The following is a 20,260-nucleotide window of genomic DNA, read 5'->3' as shown; positions in this document are numbered from 1 at the left end:
CTTTTTTACTAACTGCAAAAAGCATAACGTAAATCCTTTTGAGTGGCTAAAATATACCCTTGAGAATATCCAATCTATAAACCACAAGAATATTAAAGACCTGTATCCCCACAATTACAAGCAACTAGCGGAATCTAAACCGTTGTAAAATTACGCTCCTATCATTAATCTTATTGAACTAAACAATATGTAGTTGCTCGGGTGGATACATTCCTAGAGGTGTTTTGATGTAGGCTGTTTCCATTTTTTAAAGGTAAAAAATTAATCTGCATCAGCTGAATTTGAGCATAAAAAAACCATTCGCAATGACGAACGGTTTTTCTTTTGGGGCCCGATAAAGGCATGATTCTTTTGTGTCATTCCCTAAATTTTGGGAATGGGAAATAGCTCCTAAAAAAGTAATCTATTTTAAATGAGAATAGACGTAGGCTTCTAAAGCTTGTAGTTCTTCATCAGACATGGCTTTTGTAATCACGAAATTTGCTCGCATGACTTCGTATTGACTTGGATCGACAATGGGTTCACCTTCTCCTTTTAAAAACGCGACCATATTTGCATTTTTATCTTTGTAAATCTTGGCAATATCCTGCAAACTTGGGCCTATTAACTTTTCAGCACCTTTATGACAGGATACGCAATTTCCTTTACCGTTAAAAATTTCTTCTCCTAATTGGACAGGAGTTTGAACCGGAGTTTGCACTATTTCTTCAGATGTGGTTGGGTACAAGGGTTCTTCTTTGACTTCTTCTTTTTTACAAGAAGCGAACGCTAAAAACGCAAATAAAAACAAAGTCTTTTTCATGATATTTTCTATTGATGTTATGCTGTAAGTTACAAAATAATTACCAACCTACATACTCTGGAGGTTGAATTTGATTGAGATTCAAATAAATTAAAATTTGCGCACGATGGTGCGTGACATGATCTTGCATGAGATTGAGTATTTGCAATTTTGACTTTGGACCAGCAAAAAAGTCTACTTTTTGAGAAAGTTCAGCCTCTTTTATGTTTTGGATCCGAGCTTTTGCAGCATCAAATGAAGCTATAATATTTAGAATTATTTGCGCTTTTGAAAGCCCATTATCCACCTCTTTACTAATGTATTTTATTCCAGAAAAATGCGTTATACTTAACCAATTTACATTATCCTGAATATGAAACAATTGCTCTCTAAACGACATTTCACGTGCTGTGGGCTTGTAATCGTATTTATCTTCAGGCATGGCTTGAGCTACCGCTACAAGATAACCCTTAGAATTATCCCATTTTTCAACAAAAGTGGAAACTACCTCAACTTGAGCAAAAATGAAGTTTGAAACCAATAAAATCAATAATAATATTGGCTTTTTCATGTTTATTTATTTAAAAGTACTGCGGCTTCCTTGGCAAAATAAGTTGAAATTAAACTAGCCCCGGCGCGCTTGATACACATTAATTGTTCCATCATAATCTGATCGTGATCCAACCAACCTCTTTCGGCAGCGGCTTTGATCATCGCATATTCACCCGAAACATGGAAAACGGTCACAGGCACATTTACCGCATTTTTAACTTCGCGTACAATGTCTAGATAAGCAATTCCTGGTTTCACCATGACCATATCAGCACCTTCCTCGACATCCATTAAGGCTTCTTTTATGGCTTCGATACGATTGGCATAATCCATTTGGTACGTTTTCTTGTCTTTGGGAATATCTGTAGAATCTACTGGCGCGCTATCTAAAGCGTCTCGAAACGGTCCGTAAAACGCCGAAGCATATTTAGCGGAGTAACTCATGATGCCTACGTGATGAAAACCAGCAGCGTCTAATCCTTGGCGCAAACGCAACACACGACCGTCCATCATATCACTTGGCGCCACAAAGTCGGCTCCTGCTTGTGCATGCGAAACCGCCATTTTCACTAAAGCTTCATTGGTGGAATCATTCTCTACATCTCCGTGCGTTATAATGCCGTCATGACCATATATAGAATACGGATCTAGAGCTACATCTGGCATAACGATCATTTCTGGACAAGCGGCTTTGATAGCACGAATGGAGGTTTGCATTAATCCGTTAGGATTCCATGCTTCTTTTCCGGTATTGTCTTTTAAACTTTCATCAACTTTAACATAGATATTCACCGCACGAATGCCTAAAGCATAAATTTCTTTGACTTCTTTAACCGTTAAATCAATTGAACGACGAAAAATTCCAGGCATGGAAGGGATTTCTACTTGATAGTTTTCGCCTTCAGCAATAAACATAGGAAACATGAAATCACTTGGACTTAAAGTCGTTTCACGAACTATGGAACGAATGGATTCGTTAACACGTAATCTTCTACCTCTTTGTAATGGGAACATATGATTTAGTTTTTAGCTCCAGAGGAGCATAATATTTATAGATTATTAATCATTATCTTTTAGCTCCAGAGGAGCGGCATCTTACACCTCTTCGAATAGATAATCATCCTTAAAATCAACATTAAAGTGTTCTAAAAACGCCACATATTCTTCTTTAAATGTTTTTGTTTTGTGATGTTCTTCCTGATTTTGAATATAATTAATCACATTGGTCAGTTGCGAATGACTATATGTAAAGGCTCCAAACCCGGTTTGCCATTCAAATTTACCATTTATCCATCTTTTTTCATTGATGAACCTTGAAGAATTTGCTTTAATATCTCTTACCAAATCAGATACTGCTTTATTCGGTTTTAATCCAATTAAAATATGAATATGATCCGGCATTCCATTTATAGCAATTAATTTCTGTTCTTCGTTTGTAATAATTCCAGTTATATATTTAAATAATTCGTCTTTCCATTTATTGGAAATCAGATTTTGTCTCCCCTTGACAGCAAAGACAATTTGAATATATAATTGAGAATAGGTATTTGCCATTATAAATTGATGTTAGTTTAACATGTCATCCCTACAGGATTCCAAATAATTCACATTAATAATGCTATAAATATGTCGCACCGATGGTGCTCTTTCAAAACGATATTATTTGCCATATGAATTTGCTACAAATATATCGCACTGATGGTGCTGTTTAAATCCAATCTCTTGGATTTTCTAATACGTTTACTAATTTTTCTTCTTCGCTTCCGGCTTCTGGGTGATGATCATAAACCCACTGCACTTTTGGCGGTAAACTCATTAGGATACTCTCGATTCTTCCATTGGTTTTTAAACCAAATAAAGTGCCTTTGTCATGAACTAAATTAAACTCCACATAACGACCACGACGGATTTCCTGCCAAGTTCTTTGTTCTGGTGTATACGGTAACTGTTTTCTTTTCTCAACAATGGGAACGTAAGCTTCAAGGAAACTATTACCCACTTCGGATACGAAATCAAACCAATTTTCCATGGTCATATCGTCAGTCGCTTTGCGATAATCGAAAAATAATCCTCCTATTCCGCGTGCTTCATTTCTGTGAGCGTTCCAAAAATAGGCATCACATTGTTTTTTATATTTTGGATAAAACTCCGGATTATGTTTTTCGCAAGCAGTTTTACACGTTTGATGAAAATGAACCGCATCTTCTTCAAACAAATAATACGGTGTTAAATCTTGTCCGCCACCAAACCATTGTTGGATCACGTTTCCATTATCATCGTACATTTCGAAATAACGCCAATTGGCATGAACGGTTGGCACCATTGGATTTTTTGGGTGCAAAACCAAACTTAATCCGCAAGCAAAAAAATCAGCTTCGCCTACATTGAACATTTTTTGCATGGCTTCCGGTAATTTACCATGAACTGCCGAAATATTCACACCGCCTTTTTCGAAAACTTTGCCATTCTCAATAACACGTGTTCTTCCACCGCCACCTTCTGGACGATCCCAAAGGTCTTCACGGAATTTGGCTTTGCCTTCGACAGCTTCTAATTCTGCGACGATTTGGTCTTGTAGGTTTTGTATATATGCGTAAAATTGTTCTTTCATCTTGTTAATTCATAAAGTTCCATATCTAATGGCGCTTGATTCGTTGGTGTAAATTCGTTTACCATTGTTTTTTGCCAAATAAAACCATTATTTTTAGCCACCTTTACACTTCCTAAATTCGATTTATGAGCAATGATTTGAAGTGTTTTTAATTCTAATTCACTAAAAGCAAATGTAATCCTTTCCTTTACTGCATAAGATGTCAATCCTTTTCCTTCCTCATGTAAACCAATACAGTTGGCAAATTCCCCTTGCTTATTTGCCCAATCTATTTTTTTTATAATGATTAACCCCGCAATTTCATTTGTTATTCTATTTCTAATTGCAAAAGTGAAATTTATCTTTTCTTCAATCTCTTTATTCTTTGTGGCAATATATGCTATAGTTTTTTCTAGTGTTGCATTATTTGCTAGTGTAACTGGCAAATAATACTTTAAACGATCCGTATTATCAACCATAAATTGATACAACTGATTGGCATCGGCTGGTATCAGTGGATCAATCATAAAATTTTCTGTATACCAATCTTTTTCCACTACAAAATTATAAGGAGTTTGTATTCATTATTGGCTTCCGCTAAAGCTATCCTATTACTATAGTTTACCCTCTATTTAAATCTCCTGCAAGGTTTTCAACAAATTGTAGGTATCAATTTTAAGTAAAAAGGCCAACCTACCACAAAGTTAAAAAAACCTTGTAGGATTGAACAATTTACTGATTATACTCCTTCACCGCATCGATAAATGCCTTCGCGTGATCCACAGGAATATTAGGTAAAATTCCGTGACCTAAATTCACGATGTATTTGTCTTTTCCAAATTCGTCAATCATTTCGTGTACCATTTTCTTGATCACCGGAATTGGAGACAACAATCTTGACGGATCAAAATTCCCTTGCAACGTGATGTTTCCGCCTGACAAGTATCGTGCATTTCTTGGAGAACAGGTCCAATCTACTCCAAGTGCAGCGGCTCTACTTTTTCCCATTTCGCCTAAGGCGAACCAACATCCTTTTCCGAAAACAATTACCGGTGTCTCATCGGCCAAAGCTTCTATAATCTGGTTGATGTATTTCCAAGAGAATTCCTGATAATCCACTGGAGATAACATTCCGCCCCAAGAGTCAAAAATTTGAACTGCATTTACGCCTGCTTTTACTTTTTCTTTTAGGTATGCAATAGTAGTATCTGTGATTTTTTGTAATAAAACGTGTGCTGCTTCTGGATGTTGAAAACAAAATCCTTTAGCCATATCAAAACTTTTAGACCCTTTTCCTTCCACTGCATAGCACATAATTGTCCATGGTGAACCTGCGAAACCAATTAATGGCACCTCATCATTCAACATTTCTTTGGTCAATTTGATCGCGTCAAAAACGTATCCTAAAGTTTCATTCACATCTGGAACGATTACTCTTTCTACATCCTGAATCGTACGAATAGGATTGGGTAAATAGGGACCAAAATTAGGTTTCATCTCAACCTCAATTCCCATCGCTTGCGGAATTACCAAGATATCTGAAAATAAAATCGCTGCATCGGGAGCAATTCTTCTTATCGGTTGCACAGTGATTTCAGCAGCTAATTCCGGTGTTTGACAACGCGTAAAAAAATCATATTTATCGCGCAATGCGATGAATTCAGGTAAATATCGTCCTGCCTGACGCATCATCCAAACGGGTGGACGTTGCACGGTTTCTCCTTTTAATGCTCTTAAAAATAAATCATTCTTAAGTCCCTTAACCCCCGAAAGGGGAATTTGCAAATCTTTATCGTTCATCTTATAGTTTTTTTAAACTTGATCTAAGTTTTTAATTTTTATTTATACCGTTACCCTTTCCTCAGTTCCCCCTTCAGGGGCTTTGGGACTTCTATAATAGTCTATAACTTCCACAATAACCTCTTCAATTGTAGGTGTCTCGGCAATTATGATGTTCTTAATTTTATTTGATTCTAATGTTTTTGCAGTGGTAGTACCCACACAAAAACAAACTTCGTTTTTGATTTTGTTGTTTGTCAAATAACTCTCAACAGCAGATGGACTAAAAAAAAGAATTCCATCAAATTTTTCTTGATCGGATATTTTAAAAGGCGCTAATGTAGTTTGATAAACTTCGATTTCATTAAAAGTAATCCCTTCATTTTTCAAGGCTTGTGGTAACGTTTCTTTGCGTAAGTTTCCGCTTAAAAAAGTGTAACTTTCCTTATTGTAAATTAAGGTGATAATTTCTGCTAGTTCTGAAGCATAGTCCATATAAACATCCACTTTAAAACCGTTAAGCTCGAGCAATTCTTTAGTTTTAATGCCCACACAAAACACACTTTTGGTTTTAAGAACTTCCCATCCATTTTGCTCTATTAAACTTAAAACCGCATTTTGGCTACTGAAAATCAAATTAGCATTGATCGTATTTAATTCAAAAAGATTGTTTTTAATTTCGATAAAATCTTGTTCTAAAAGATCGAAATCTGCGTCAAGAAATACTTGTCTTTGTTCATCAGACAAGGTTTTGGTTGATAAAATGCTTATTTGATCCATTATTTCTTTAAATTATTTTTAATTTCCATCATTAATTTCGTTCCACCATTATTCAAAACTTCCTGAGCAGAATAGAAACCTAATTTTTTCCAATCTTCTATAGGAACCACTTTATCCACTTCTATTTTTTCTTTTCCGTCAAGCGAAAATAGAACTCCTTGAAAATGGAGGGTGTCTTCCTTTTCATCATAACGTGCCAAAGCTCCAATAGGTGCCGTACAACCGCCTTCTAGAGTTTTCAAAAACTGACGTTCTATATACGTTACGATTTCGGTTTCAATATTATTTAGCTGCGATACAGCATCTAAGGTAAACGCATCGTTTTGCATGGCAACAACTAGCATAGCGCCTTGTGCTGGAGCGGGAATCATCCAGTCTAAATCAATGTAATTCTCCGGTTTTAAGTTGATTCTTTCTAAACCAGCCGCAGCAAAAATAGCTCCGTTCCAGTCTCCTTCGTTTAACTTTTTCATACGCAAATTTACATTTCCGCGTAAGTCAACTACTTTGTGTGTTGGGTATTTATTTAACCATTGTGCTTGACGACGCAAACTTCCTGTAGCAATAGTTCCTGATTCATTAAGAAAATCAAGATTGCCTTTATGCACTAAAATATCTAAGGTATTGGCTCTCTCTAAAACTGCTGCTTGAACAATCCCTTTAGGCAAAGCCGTAGGAACATCTTTCATGGAATGCACTGCAATATCAACATCGCCATTTATCATAGCCAAATCGAGTGTTTTAGTAAAAATTCCTGTGATTCCTAATTCGTAAAGTGGTTTGTCAAGAATGATATCTCCTGTAGATTTAACCGATATAATTTGAGTTTTATACCCTAAATCGTTTAGTTTTTTTTCTACTGTATGTGCTTGCCAAAGTGCGAGTTCACTGTCTCTGGTACCAATTCGTATTGTTTTTTCAGCCATTTTTATATTTTGATTTCTTAATGGTTATAAAAAATTAAAAACCATTACGAAATTAAGATTCATTATGTTTTATATAAATTTATTTTGCTGCAAGTCCTATTTTGAAAACTTTCTCGATCCATTCGATACTTTCATCTACCATGGTATCATCATCTTTTAAATGATTGGCAAAATGAGTTGTGATTTTTTGGATAATTCTATTACTGATTATTTCAGCTTGTTCTTCATTGAAGTTTGAAATTTTCCTACTTTGGAAATCCAATTCAGAAATTTTTATCGCATTTAATTTTGCTTTCAACGCATGGATTGTTGGAGCAAATTTACGCCCTTTGGTCCAGGTCATAAATTCTTCTTTTATTTCTTCTATGATGGCTTCGGCAGCAGGAATGTGTTTTTTCCTGTTTTCTAAAGTTTCGTCCGTTAATTGAGACAAGTAATCCATGTGAACAAGTGTGACACCTTCAATTTCTTCCACATTTTCATTTACATTTTTCGGAATAGATAAATCCAAAATCAATAGTGGTTTTTTCAGATTCAGAATGGCTTTGTCTATCGTTGGATTTTGAGCGCCAGTAGCAACTACCACAACATCTGCTTTTTGAAGTTCCAAATGCAATTCCGAATAATCTTTTACAATTAAATTCAATTTTCCGGCTAATTTCTCTGCTTTTTCTTTGGTTCTGTTAATTAGCGTGATGTGTTCGTTTTTAGTGTGTTTTACTAAATTTTCACAGGTATTTCTACCAATTTTTCCTGTACCAAACAATAAAATATTTTTGTTTCCGATGTCTTCTACATTTTTGAAAATGTATTGCACTGCTGCAAAAGAAACCGAAGTAGCACCAGAGCTAATCTCCGTATCGGTTTTTATTTTTTTACTGGCTTGAATCACAGCATTCACCAATCGTTCCATGAAAGCATTGGCTAAACCCAAAGATTTGGACTGTGAAAAAGAATTTCTTATTTGTGAAATAATTTCAAAATCACCTAGAATCTGACTATCTAAACCAGTTCCTACACGAAACAAGTGATTGATCGCTTCTTGATTTTTATAGACAAAACCAACCTTTTGAAATGCTTCAACGGAGCCTTGACTATTCTCACAAATTAATTTGATTAATTGAAATGGATGTTCTGCATAACCATAAATTTCAGTACGGTTGCAGGTTGAAGTAACTATTAAACTCTCTATTCCTTCATTCTTAGCTTGTTCCAGTAAACGCGTTTTTGCAGCGGCATCTAAACTAAACTTACCTCTAATCTCAGCATCTGCTTTTTTATAACTCAATCCTACTGCGTAAAAATAGTGATGCTTTAATGTGTTCTTGTTTTCCATATTTGCACTTTTCCAGAAAGTGGAACAAAATTATCACTATAGTATTTATAAAAGTAACGCTAGAAGTTCTTTTTGTATCGCTACGTGATTTTTTAGTTCTAATTGCGTATTTTATGGTAAAAAATTCTATTTTTGTAGTGAAATCAAGTTGTTTGAATCAATCTATTTAGAGTTGTTCTAAATAAAAAGGTTTGATAAAGATCATTTTTATATTAAAAAAATATCGCTATGGGTTCTCAGGAAATTATAAAAATTGAGGATGACTTTACGCTCATTCGCTTTCAAAATGATGGAATTAATGCCTTTATTGCCCAACGCGAAGTAGGCAGCGGATTAATTCAGTTTCACTTTGGCTTAAAAGGTAGCGCCAAATTCATCTTTAATCAAGGCAATTACGCTTTAGAACTGAAAGAGGAGAAATCACTGCTGTTATACAATCCACAAAAAGAATTACCCTTAAATCTAGAATTGGCACCAAATTCATGGGTGATTTCTGTGATTATTTCCATCAAAAAATTCCATGCTTTATTTTCGACCGAAGCAGATTACATCACGTTTTTAAGCGCCGATAATAAAGATAAAAAATACTATAATGAGGGAAATATAAGTCCATCAATGGCTATTGTATTGTCTCAATTGTTTCATTATAGCTTGCATCCTTCCATAAAAAACCTGTATTACAAGGGAAAAGGATACGAGTTATTAAGCCTATACTTCAATAGAACCGAAGATCCCAACGCAGAACAATGTCCGTTTTTAATTGATGAAGATAATGTCATCAAAATTAAGAAAGCCAAAGAAATCATTATTGCTAACATGGCAGAACCTCCTGGATTGCAGGAACTAGCTGATCAAATTGGTTTGAATTTAAAGAAACTAAAAATGGGTTTCAAACAAATTTATGGCGATACAGTCTATGGATTTCTATTTGACTATAAAATGGATTTTGCTCGAAAGTTACTCGATAGTGGTTCCTACAACGTAAACGAAGTAGGACTCAAAATTGGCTACAGTACCGGAAGCCATTTTATAGCCGCATTCAAAAAGAAATTTGCTACCACGCCAAAGAAATACTTGATGTCCATCAACCCAAATATGACGTAATCCATTGATTTCTTATATTAAACAATAAATAAAAAATAGTTAATCGGAATTTATAAAAAAGTAAGTTTAAGTACTTTTGTACCAAGATTCCTCATTCTTCAGACACGAGGGTTTACCCGAACTGGCGAAGCAATGACAATAATGAAAAAAATAGCAAATATGAAAGGTGTATTATTAGTAAATTTAGGTTCCCCAGAAAGTCCAACAGCAAAAGACGTAAAACCGTATTTAGATGAATTTTTAATGGACAAGTACGTAATTGACGTTCCGTTTTTGTTGCGAGCCTTATTAGTGCGTGGAATCATTTTGCAAACAAGACCTAAAAAATCAGCCGCAGCTTACGCCAAGATATGGTGGGATGAAGGGTCTCCACTTGTCGTTATTTCTAAAAGAATGCACGAGAAAGTACAAAAACTAGTTGATGTTCCTGTAGCACTAGCCATGCGCTATGGAAATCCATCTTTGCTATCTGGTTTACAAGAATTACATGATAAAGGAGTAACTGAAGTGTTGCTTTTCCCCTTGTATCCACAACACGCCATGGCTTCGACAACTACCATTTTAGAACTAGCTGAAGAGCATCGTAAAAAATATTTCCCAGAAATGAAATTTACAATTGTGCCTGCTTTTTACAACAAACCCGATTATTTACAAAACCTTGCCGACTCTATAAAAGGACATTTAGAAGGATATGATTACGACCATCTTTTATTCTCCTACCATGGAATTCCAGAGCGTCACATTCGCAAAACAGATATTACAAAATCACATTGTAAAATAGACGGTTCTTGCTGCAACACGCCCTCACCAGCGCATGAATTTTGCTACCGACACCAATGTTATGAAACCACCAAACAAGTGGTAAAGTTACTTGGAATCCCAGAAGGAAAATACAGCCAGACTTTTCAATCGCGTTTAGCGGGTGACAAATGGTTAACCCCTTATACTGATGTGGAAGTAAACAAAATGCCAGAAAAAGGAATTAAAAATTTGGCTGTTGTAACACCTGCTTTTGTTTCTGATTGTTTAGAAACATTAGAAGAAATTGCGATGGAAGCCAATCATGAATTTAAAGTTCATGGAGGAGAAAACTTCAAAGCAATTCCTTGTTTAAATGACGGTGACGATTGGTGTAAAACAGTAAGCAATTGGATTTCAAATTGGTCGAATGCCTCTTCATCCATTAAAGTTGATGTTGAAAAAACAATCGCTTAAATGGCTGTTACCGCCGATGAGTTAGGCACTCAGGACATCAAAAAACTCTTGATCAAGCAAGCCGTTCCATCCTCCATTGGAATTTTATTCATGTCGGTTAATATTTTAATCGACACCATTTTTGTGGGACAATGGATCGGTTCATTAGCTATAGCTGCGGTAACCGTAGTTTTGCCTATCACCTTTTTGATTTCTTCACTAGGGATGGCAATTGGTGTGGGCGGAGGTTCTGTACTTTCCAGAGCATTGGGAGCAAATCACAAGGAAAAAGCATTACACACTTTTGGCAATCAAATCATGATGACTTTTTTATTGGCGTCTGTTTTCGTGCTATTTGGTCTTTTTTTCAGTGATGAAATGCTAATGCTTTTTGGTGCAAAAGGCGCCATAATGGAACCCGCAAAAGAATTTTTTACTCCCATAATCATTAGTGTTCCGTTTCTAGCTCTTTGTATGATGGGCAACAATGTGATTCGGGCAGAAGGCAAAGCCAAGTTTGCAATGGTCGCCATGATTATCCCTGCTTTTGTAAATATCGCCTTGGACATTCTCTTCATCAAATACTTAAATTTAGGAATGTTTGGCGCTGCTATGGCAACAGCCATTTCTTATTTCACCTGTTTCCTGTTTGTGCTTTGGTTTTTTGTTTTCAAAAGCGAACTAAAGCTAAAAATGAAGCATTTTAAGTTCAAAATGCCAATTGTAAAGGAAATTTCGGAGTTGAGTTTTGTAACATTCTCAAGACAAGGCGTAGTGAGTGTTTTAGCCATAATTCTAAATCACACTTTGTACACCTATGGCGGTGAGCACTCCGTTGCTATTTATGGAATTATCAGCCGGATGCTGATGTTTGCTTTATTTCCCATTTTGGGCATAACTCAGGGTTTTTTGCCTATCGCAGGTTTTAATTATGGCGCAGGAAATTATGAGAGAGTCAAGGAAAGTGTGTTGCTTTCCATAAAATATGCTGCTGTTTTAGCTTCATTAATTTTTGTGGTTATATTAATTTTTGCCAAACCTATTGTTGCTGTTTTCACTACAGATGCACTCGTGATTGACCAAACTCCAGAAGCGTTGCGCTGGGTTTTCGCAGCTTCGCCAATTATTGCCATTCAACTCATTGGTGCCGCTTATTTTCAAGCAGCCGGAAAAGCAAAAAAAGCACTATTATTAACCTTAAGCAAACAGGGCTTTTTCCTCATTCCATTAGTACTGATACTACCAAATTTTTTAGGTATTTTTGGAGTGTGGATTGCATTCCCAATTGCAGATATCTTATCAACGCTATTGACTGGCTATTTTCTAAAAAAAGAAATGAACACAAAACTGATTCAAACTAACGATGGAATACTATAATTATTTAAAATCCTTACACCTCATCTTTGTCATCACCTGGTTTGCTGGGCTCTTTTACATTGTTCGCTTGTTTGTTTACCAAATTGAGGCCGCTCAAAAACCTTCGCCAGAAAAAGAAATTTTACAAAAACAGTACAAAATAATGACCTATCGCTTGTGGTACATCATCACTTGGCCATCAGCCGTTTTAGCTAGTGTTTTTGCTTTTTGGATGTTGTTCTTTACTGATTTAGGCCAAGCGTGGTTAAAAATGCCTTGGATGCACGTAAAACTTGGCTTTGTATTTGTGTTGTATTTGTACCATGCAAAATGCCAACAAATATTCAAGCAATTGCAAAATGACGAAGTAAAATATACCACAACTTTCATGCGCTTATGGAACGAAGGCGCGACAATTATCCTTTTTGCTGTCGTATTTTTAGTAATTTTAAAAAATGCTGTTAATTGGATCTATGGTGTGCTTGGCATCTTCTTGTTTTCCATTTTGATTATGCTTGGGTTCAAATTTTACAAAAGAATTAGAGAAAGAAATCAATCTTAATATGTTTAAAAGCTTCAAAATAGCAACGCTCTCGTTACGAATCAGGATTTTCCTTTCGATGATTGTATTGATATTAATGGCTTCTGTGATTCTTGCTTCCATTTCGATTTTCCAATTTAAAAATGAAGCCAAAGAATACCACCAAGAGCGCTTGGAACGAAATGAAAATGCCGTAAAGCAACACATTAACTTCATCTTATCCACCACGACTTATCCGTTGACCTCTGGAAATCTAGACCTTATTTTTAAAGATAAAATTCACGAATTAGCTCACATTCATAACATTGAAATCAACATTTATAGCTTGGAGGGACAGTTGCTAAAATCCTCTAAGGAGTCCTTCTCTGTTGATAAAGTAGCACCCCCGATTCCAAAATACATTTTGAAACTCGTCCGTTCTTCAATTGAAAAAAGATACGTAGACATCAAAACAATTGATGGTAAAAAAAATCGTTCCGCTTTTAGCCAAATCAAAGACGATAAATTTAAACCCTTAGGAATTTTAAATTTACCCTATGTAGAAGATGACGGCTACTATGAAAATGAATTGAAAAGTTTTCTAATTCGTCTGGGTCAAGTTTATACCTTCATGCTTATTATAGCTTTCGCGTTTGCTTATTTTCTATCGTCCTATATCACCAAGTCTTTAAAAACAATCTCAGACAAGTTGAGTGAAACAAGCTTGAATCAAAAAAATGAAAAAATCGTTTTGGAAGCCAGTAGCAAAGAGATCAATCTTTTGATCAACTCATATAATGGAATGGTGGACAAGTTGGAAAAAAGTGCCATCAAATTAGCACAAAGTGAACGAGAAGAAGCCTGGCGCGAAATGGCGAAACAAGTGGCGCATGAAATCAAGAATCCGCTTACACCAATGCGACTAACGGTACAAAGTTTCCAGCGAAAATTTGATCCAATGGATCCCAATGTGAAACAGAAAATGAACGACTACTCCGAAACTCTAATACAGCAAATTGATACGATGAGTGCGGTGGCTTCCGCTTTTTCAAACTTTGCCTCAATGCCTGCACAGCAAAATGAAACCTTAAATGTGGTAGAAGTGGTAGAGCTGGCAATGGATATTTTCAACGAGGAATATATTGAATTTAAAAGTGATTCTCCCGAAATTATTTCGAAAATTGACCGAACCCAACTCATTCGAATTATTACTAATTTGGCAAAAAATGCCATTCAATCGATTCCAGAGCAACAAGAAGAAAAATCCGTTGTGGTACGCATTCGTAAAGACACGAACAATGTACTAATAACGGTTTCAGACAATGGAATTGGTATTCAACCTAAAGACATCAGCCGTATATTTGAACCAAAATTCACCACAAAAAGTAGCGGAATGGGACTTGGTCTTGGAATTATAAAAAACATTATCGAAAATTATAAAGGAACGATTACCTTTGAAACTGAATTTGGAAAAGGAACCACTTTTATTGTTTCACTTCCCATAATTAACACCTAAAAATACACTTATGAACTACGAAAATATTTTAATTGCAACTGAAAATAACATTGCAACGATTACCATCAATCGTCCTTCGAAATTGAATGCTTTGAATGTTGCTACCATTTCTGATTTGAATAAAGCATTCAAAACATTAGGAAAAAACAATGAAATTCAAGTTATTATTTTAACAGGAAGCGGCGAAAAAGCGTTTGTAGCCGGAGCTGATATCTCTGAATTTGCTCATTTTTCGATTGAAGAAGGAACACAATTAGCGGCAGAAGGACAAGAAAAATTATTCGATTTAATTGAGAATTTAAAAACGCCTGTTATTGCAGCTGTCAATGGTTTTGCATTGGGTGGCGGATTAGAATTAGCGATGGCGTGTCATTTCAGAGTTGCCTCAGAAAATGCAAAAATGGGATTGCCAGAAGTTTCCTTAGGTGTAATTCCAGGTTATGGAGGAACACAACGCTTGCCTCAATTGGTAGGAAAAGGCCGTGCGATGGAAATGATTATGACCGCTGGAATGATAAGTGCGCAAGATGCATACCGAACCGGTTTAGTAAATCACGTTGTTCCTGAAGGGGAACTTCTTGATTATTGTGTGAGTGTAGCCAATAAAATAATAAAGAATTCTCCTTACGCAATTGGCAAAGCTATAAAAGCAGTGAATGCAAATTTCAAAGAAGGTAAAAACGGCTTTGAAACCGAAATAAAGGCCTTTGGAAAATGTTTTGGGACAGAAGATTTTAAAGAAGGAACGACGGCTTTCTTAGAGAAAAGAAAAGCGGTCTTTATTGGAAAATAAGTTAATTATGACAATTTAAACGTTTTTTGTTAGGAATTTACCCCCCCCCACAGTAAGTTTGGTTAATATTAGCAAATAAAACCATATTACTATGAAAAAATTATTATTTATTGCTGCAGTATTATTAATCAGTGTAAATGGATTTGCAAACGCAAAAGAGGAAATCACAAAAGAAAATCCTAAAGTGAACGATGTTAGTTCTTGTTGCACTGCAACTCTAACTTATAATGGTATATATGTAGATCATAGGGAAGTTTGCGGTATGATAACCACGGGGGATAATTGTAATGTTGCTAAAGAACAACTTTTAGCGGCTCATCCAGAAGTTCCAAGGATTACAGCAGAATAATTCAATAACTAAAAAATAATTGAAATCATAACAGTAACGCTCCAAAGCGTTACTGTTTAATCCATTTAACAATTGAATATGTTTAAATATATCGCACTCCTTATCACCTTCTTCTCATTTGCTCAAAATCAGCAATATCATATAGTATATGATTATACCCTTAATTCAAAAGACATAGGTTTAATAACTAATCTTAAAAGTTACTTGACGGGAGATGGTAAAACATCTATTTATGAAGAAGATTTTATGAAATCAAAATCACAAACAGCTGCTGATAATTCATTCTCGATTCCCACAAAGAATAATCCTGCATTTTTCAAAGAGATACACAGCAAAATAGTTACCTATAATGATCATATACAAATGAAGTTTTTTGATGTTAAGGATAATCTTCCAAGTTTTGATTGGGAAATCACATCAGAAACAAAAAACATTTTAGGCTATACTTGTCAAAAGGCGATCTTACGTTTTAGAGGAAGAGATTACACTGTTTATTTTACTACCGACATACCTTATTCCGATGGACCGTGGAAATTTTCAGGATTACCAGGAATGATACTAGAAGCTACCTCTGATGACGAAGCTGCAGCGTATTCAATGATAGCAGAAAAAGTAGAATTAAAAGAAACAACAAATAGCATACAAAATCCATATCTAAAATCAAATTCGATTACCTATCAAAATTACTTAGATAAATACAAAGTGAAATATGATGAGTCTCGCAGCAGAATGGATACAAATGGATATTCCAGAGGAATGAATAAAGGAGCTAAAGAGGTTTATATAACATATTAAAAAGTGAAAAAATTAGTTCTATTGTTATTTTTTCTAGTCATCCAGTACTCTAATTCGCAAATTATAAAAGGAACTATTTTAGATTCAAATGGAAATCCTGTTACCGCAAATATTTTAATAAAAAAACCACAAACACCTCAGCTCATTTATCAATTTACAACGACTGATTCTCGAGGCGACTATTTTGTAAAACTAAAAGAACCGTTGGACAGTATAATAATTGCTGTAACCTCTTATGCCCACGAAACAGATGAAAAGCATCTTAAAATCCTTAAAAATAGCGAAACAATTACATTAGACTTTAAACTGCAGACAAGAATAACCGCATTAAAAGAAATTGTAATCACTGATACTAAAAAAATAATACGAAAAAAGGACACTCTAGTTTACGATTCTGAAAAATTCAAAGATGGTTCAGAAAAAGTAGTTGAGGATCTATTAAAAAAATTACCTGGGATAAAAATTTCTGAAAATGGAGAAATAAAATTCAATGGAAAATCAATAAAAAAAATGCTCCTAGACGGAGATGATTTATTTGACAATCAATACATTGTTGGGTCTAAAAACATGGATGCTGCTCTACTTGATAAAGTAGAAGTAATCGAAAAATACAGTGAAAATTCATTACTTAAAGGAATATATGACAGTGAAGATGTTGCCATCAACCTAAAATTGAAAAAAGGGAAAAGTGAATTTTCCGGAAATTCAAAACTAGGATTAGGATATAAAAATAAATACGATTTTAATACTACTGGGATTATAATAAATGCCAAGATCAAGGGTTTTGGAGTTGCAACATACAATAACGTGGGTTTAAATAATTCTCCGTATGACTTTTACTCCAATAATGTATCATTTGAAGATCTTAAGGAAAATAATTCAACAGCTAGGTCTTTAATAAATCAAGGTAATTTCTATTCTCCATTAGAAGATAAATTTCACCGTATAAATAAAACTTTTTATTCTAGTTTCAATTCACTTTATAAATTATCAAAAAAAACTATTTTAAAAGTGAATGTTGGTATTTATGACGATCAATTATCACGCAACAACAAAGAGGAAACAACTATTACAGCTAACAATGAAACCTTTACTTTCAATCAATCGGAAAACAACATCAAATCACCCAAATTATATGATGGAAACATCCATATTGAAAATAAAGAAAGGGAGAAGCTTCATTGGGAATATTCAGGGAAACTAAAGTATCAAGAAATTAAATTTGTATCTAATTCAATAAATGAATCTTTAAAACAGGATAATCAAATTACATCCATAAATCAATATGCTAAGCATCACTTTAATTGAATCCACCAAGTGATAAAAGTGCTTTTACATCAAAAACAAATTTCATAAAAAGTTCAGCACCTCAACAATTTATTTTGTCACCTGGCATCAGTATTGATGAAAACGACGATACCTTTATACAACAAAACAATCAAGACAGCCGTTTTGATAAAATAACTTTTTCCAGTACCTCTAATTATTTGCACACATTTAATTCATTTACATGGCAAGTACAAGCAGGATTTTTTTCGATACAAAATAAATTAAAAAGTTTATTAAGAACAGTTAGTGAAAATGAACAAACCTTTTCTGATATTGATTACAGTAACGATCTGAAATACAATCTCAATTTTCCGTTTTTAAAAACAAACTGGTCTTATAATAAAAACAAAATTGGGTTAAGAATAAACTTAGAATCACAATACTTCACTATTAATATTGAAGATTTCATAAAACAAAAAACTATTTTTGAAAACAAAATGATTGTTTCGCCAAGCTTACAATTTATTTATAAGTTCTCACAAAACACACAAATAAATTCAAGTTACAGCTTTAATCAAAATGCACCAATGGAAAACAATCTTTTTGAAGGAATAATTCAAACGGGGTATAGAAGCTTCCTAAATAATGAATTTAATCTTGGTTTTTTAAAAACACATGCATACGGTATAAATTTTAATTACAATGACTTGTATCATCAAAACCGATTATCAATACAACTTCAACACAACCAAAGAGACAATAATTATTTTATAAGATCCTTAATTAATAACGAAACTAGCACAACCACGGCTTTTTTATTAAACAATGGCAATCAAGACTACAGTGCTACTGTAAACGCAGAAAAATACATTCATTCTTTGCGAAGTACTTTTGAATTCAATACCCGTTATTCTATTTCATATACTAAAAATAGCATCAACGCTACAGAGATTAGAGATATCGTATCCCGAAACATTTTATTGGACTTTTCCATGAGAATAAAGCTGGATAAAAATACTTTTTTAGAAAATAAATCTTATTATATGTACTACGCAACAGTAGTACAAGGCGGTAATGAAAATCGTTTTGGCTCACTAAAAAATGCACTAAAACTAGTTTACAATCTAGATAAAAGAATTAAAACTGCAACGGTTTTAAATTTCATTAGCCCCGATTTGTCCGTCGATAATAACTATTTGTTTCTAGATACTGAAATAACATTCAGTTCCAAAAACAAGAAAATAGAATATTCCCTAATAGGAAGAAATTTGACAAATAATAAGAATTTTGAAACCATTTCTATTTCGGACTTTTCAAGATCTATTTCCTCTCACAACCTTATCAATAGATTTGTAATTGTTAGTGTAGGTTTTCGATTTTAGTTATAAAACTTTACAGTCCTTGCTAATGCCTACTATGATTGCATTGTTTTAAAGCAATTCGTTTATCCTAAAAATATCTTGATCAGTTAGTACATTCTTCGCAAACAAAACCTAATTTTGTAAATTAAATTTAATTCTTAATACTAAGAGCCTATGTCCTTCCAACCTGTATTTGCTCTTTTTTGGGAGAGTGTAAAAGAAAGCATCCAAAATGGAACTTACGCCAAATTAACACTTGCCAAAACCATTGGTGATACCGAACTAAAAAACATTTATGTTCGTCCCGTTTTATTAGAAAATGATGTTTTCAGTCTTTCCCTTACTGCAAAGTACAAAACGGAAGAAATAGAGTCATTTCATACCTTAGACGAAGCTTTCATGATATTGGCTCCTTTTATGAATAATCCGTTCTTGACGGCTTTACTGTTTACAACGGAAAATGACATCACGTTTAAACTCAACAAAAAAAGAGTCGCAACCATTATAGAACAAGCGCCCACTTTTAAGAACGCATCAGATGTGATTTTAGAAATGAAAGCAAAAGGGATTTCAATTTAAGCTTTTTGATCATCTTTTCACTTTGTCATTCCGGAGGAATCCGGACATAAGTGTGATTATTCTTTATCACCAAGCGATGGGACGCTTCCAGCGTGACAAATTGGACTGGAAAAACTGGACTGAGAAAATCGAGTGTTAAATTATCTACTAACTTCGTCATTCCGGAGGAATCACTACACTACTATTATTTTGAGATTACATTAAAAACTACTCAAAATGAGAATTCAAGAATTTCATTTCTGGATTAAATCCTTGAATTAGATTTAATTTCAATTCTCTCCGCATGTCTTTGATCTCCTTTTCTCTAGCAATGGCAAGCTGAATCCATCCGAAATGTTCATAATAAATCAAAAACTCGACATTGTAACGAGCAGTAAAACTACTAGCATTAATGTGATTCTTATGCTCATTTAGCCTGCGTTTTAAATTATTGGTAACACCAGTATATAAAACAGTTCTGTTTTTATTCGTTATCATGTAAACATAAAAGTTGTAGATTCCTTCTGTATATTCAATCATTTTTTTAAGATAAAACTAATAAATATTTTGAGAAAGGCAAGTGCTTTATCCTAATTTGTCATTCCGGAGAAATCCCTACAATAATATGATTTTACTTTAGCTGCAAGTGATGAGACGCTTCCAGCGTGACAAACTAAACTGGATAATTGGACTGGGAAAAC

Annotated in this window: 23 protein-coding genes; 11 read left to right on the top strand and 12 right to left on the bottom strand. The window is 34.4% G+C overall.

The window, feature by feature from the left end:
- On the top strand, positions 1–148 hold a 148-nt coding region (locus tag IWX83_RS16125), incomplete at its 5' end, for a transposase domain-containing protein (protein WP_196831207.1).
- A gap of 255 nt (positions 149–403) precedes the next feature.
- Here IWX83_RS16125 and IWX83_RS16120 read toward each other — a convergent pair.
- From IWX83_RS16120 to hemA, 10 genes are all read right to left on the bottom strand, one after another.
- Complete coding sequence (locus IWX83_RS16120; RefSeq protein WP_196831206.1) at positions 404–802, bottom strand: c-type cytochrome; 399 nt, start codon at positions 800–802, stop codon at positions 404–406.
- Between the two features lie 40 nt (positions 803–842).
- On the bottom strand, positions 843–1,352 hold the full coding sequence (locus IWX83_RS16115) for a DinB family protein (RefSeq protein WP_196831205.1): 510 nt from the start codon (positions 1,350–1,352) through the stop codon (positions 843–845).
- Between the two features lie 2 nt (positions 1,353–1,354).
- On the bottom strand, positions 1,355–2,347 hold the full coding sequence (gene hemB, locus IWX83_RS16110; RefSeq protein ID WP_196831204.1) for a porphobilinogen synthase: 993 nt from the start codon (positions 2,345–2,347) through the stop codon (positions 1,355–1,357).
- An 81-nt stretch (positions 2,348–2,428) separates the two neighbouring features.
- Positions 2,429–2,887 carry an IS200/IS605 family transposase gene (gene tnpA, locus IWX83_RS16105; protein WP_196831203.1) on the bottom strand — a complete coding sequence of 153 codons (459 nt, stop codon included), beginning with the start codon at positions 2,885–2,887 and terminating at the stop codon, positions 2,429–2,431.
- 154 nt (positions 2,888–3,041) lie between these two features.
- Entirely contained in the window at positions 3,042–3,944 is a 903-nt protein-coding gene (gene hemF, locus IWX83_RS16100; RefSeq protein WP_196831202.1) for an oxygen-dependent coproporphyrinogen oxidase, read from the bottom strand.
- Positions 3,941–4,450: a GNAT family N-acetyltransferase gene (locus tag IWX83_RS16095; RefSeq protein ID WP_073353345.1), complete on the bottom strand. Its 510-nt coding sequence runs from the start codon at positions 4,448–4,450 to the stop codon at positions 3,941–3,943. Before IWX83_RS16095 ends, hemF begins: the two co-directional genes overlap by 4 nt.
- Before the next feature lie 205 nt (positions 4,451–4,655).
- Positions 4,656–5,723 carry a uroporphyrinogen decarboxylase gene (gene hemE / locus IWX83_RS16090; protein ID WP_196831201.1) on the bottom strand — a complete coding sequence of 356 codons (1,068 nt, stop codon included), beginning with the start codon at positions 5,721–5,723 and terminating at the stop codon, positions 4,656–4,658.
- A 42-nt stretch (positions 5,724–5,765) separates the two neighbouring features.
- Positions 5,766–6,482 carry a uroporphyrinogen-III synthase gene (locus IWX83_RS16085; protein WP_196831200.1) on the bottom strand — a complete coding sequence of 239 codons (717 nt, stop codon included), beginning with the start codon at positions 6,480–6,482 and terminating at the stop codon, positions 5,766–5,768.
- Positions 6,482–7,408, bottom strand: coding sequence for a hydroxymethylbilane synthase (gene hemC / locus IWX83_RS16080; protein ID WP_196831199.1), 927 nt, complete (start codon positions 7,406–7,408; stop codon positions 6,482–6,484). The genes IWX83_RS16085 and hemC overlap by 1 nt, the downstream gene beginning before the upstream one ends.
- Positions 7,409–7,487: 79 nt before the next feature.
- A complete protein-coding gene (gene hemA / locus IWX83_RS16075) occupies positions 7,488–8,744 on the bottom strand; it encodes a glutamyl-tRNA reductase (RefSeq protein WP_073353277.1) in 1,257 nt (418 codons plus the stop codon).
- 228 nt (positions 8,745–8,972) lie between these two features.
- Here hemA and IWX83_RS16070 point away from each other — a divergent pair, with 228 nt between their 5' ends.
- From IWX83_RS16070 to IWX83_RS16025, 10 genes are all read left to right on the top strand, one after another.
- Positions 8,973–9,848 carry a helix-turn-helix transcriptional regulator gene (locus IWX83_RS16070; protein WP_073353278.1) on the top strand — a complete coding sequence of 292 codons (876 nt, stop codon included), beginning with the start codon at positions 8,973–8,975 and terminating at the stop codon, positions 9,846–9,848.
- 159 nt (positions 9,849–10,007) lie between these two features.
- Positions 10,008–11,063, top strand: a complete 1,056-nt coding sequence (gene hemH, locus IWX83_RS16065; RefSeq protein ID WP_196831209.1) for a ferrochelatase — start codon at positions 10,008–10,010, stop codon at positions 11,061–11,063.
- Positions 11,064–12,419 (top strand): MATE family efflux transporter, encoded by a 1,356-nt coding sequence (locus IWX83_RS16060; RefSeq protein WP_073353280.1) that lies wholly within the window; start codon positions 11,064–11,066, stop codon positions 12,417–12,419.
- A complete protein-coding gene (locus IWX83_RS16055) occupies positions 12,406–12,960 on the top strand; it encodes a CopD family protein (RefSeq protein WP_196831198.1) in 555 nt (184 codons plus the stop codon). The genes IWX83_RS16060 and IWX83_RS16055 overlap by 14 nt, the downstream gene beginning before the upstream one ends.
- A gap of 1 nt (position 12,961) precedes the next feature.
- The gene (locus IWX83_RS16050) at positions 12,962–14,434 is read left to right on the top strand and encodes a PAS domain-containing sensor histidine kinase (protein ID WP_370568442.1); all 1,473 of its coding nucleotides are present in this window, start codon (positions 12,962–12,964) and stop codon (positions 14,432–14,434) included.
- 10 nt (positions 14,435–14,444) lie between these two features.
- Complete coding sequence (locus IWX83_RS16045) at positions 14,445–15,227, top strand: enoyl-CoA hydratase/isomerase family protein (RefSeq protein WP_196831197.1); 783 nt, start codon at positions 14,445–14,447, stop codon at positions 15,225–15,227.
- A gap of 91 nt (positions 15,228–15,318) precedes the next feature.
- Positions 15,319–15,576, top strand: coding sequence for a hypothetical protein (locus IWX83_RS16040; protein WP_196831196.1), 258 nt, complete (start codon positions 15,319–15,321; stop codon positions 15,574–15,576).
- Positions 15,577–15,654: 78 nt separating this feature from the next.
- On the top strand, positions 15,655–16,371 hold the full coding sequence (locus IWX83_RS16035; protein ID WP_196831195.1) for a GLPGLI family protein: 717 nt from the start codon (positions 15,655–15,657) through the stop codon (positions 16,369–16,371).
- 3 nt (positions 16,372–16,374) lie between these two features.
- Positions 16,375–17,679: a carboxypeptidase-like regulatory domain-containing protein gene (locus IWX83_RS16030; RefSeq protein ID WP_196831194.1), complete on the top strand. Its 1,305-nt coding sequence runs from the start codon at positions 16,375–16,377 to the stop codon at positions 17,677–17,679.
- Positions 17,676–19,022 carry a hypothetical protein gene (locus IWX83_RS16025; protein ID WP_196831193.1) on the top strand — a complete coding sequence of 449 codons (1,347 nt, stop codon included), beginning with the start codon at positions 17,676–17,678 and terminating at the stop codon, positions 19,020–19,022. Before IWX83_RS16030 ends, IWX83_RS16025 begins: the two co-directional genes overlap by 4 nt.
- Before the next feature lie 356 nt (positions 19,023–19,378).
- Here IWX83_RS16025 and IWX83_RS17510 read toward each other — a convergent pair whose 3' ends face one another.
- Both IWX83_RS17510 and IWX83_RS16015 read right to left on the bottom strand, forming a co-directional pair.
- Positions 19,379–19,504 (bottom strand): hypothetical protein, encoded by a 126-nt coding sequence (locus tag IWX83_RS17510; protein ID WP_165930109.1) that lies wholly within the window; start codon positions 19,502–19,504, stop codon positions 19,379–19,381.
- Positions 19,505–19,787: 283 nt separating this feature from the next.
- Positions 19,788–20,099 (bottom strand): GIY-YIG nuclease family protein, encoded by a 312-nt coding sequence (locus tag IWX83_RS16015; protein ID WP_196831191.1) that lies wholly within the window; start codon positions 20,097–20,099, stop codon positions 19,788–19,790.
- Positions 20,100–20,260 lie beyond the last annotated feature (161 nt).

The sequence above is a fragment of the Flavobacterium sp. CG_9.1 genome, assembly GCF_015751645.1.
Classification (GTDB): Bacteria; Bacteroidota; Bacteroidia; order Flavobacteriales; family Flavobacteriaceae; genus Flavobacterium; species Flavobacterium xanthum.
Note: the sequence above shows the minus strand (reverse complement) of the source record. Positions and strands in the feature narration are given on the sequence as shown.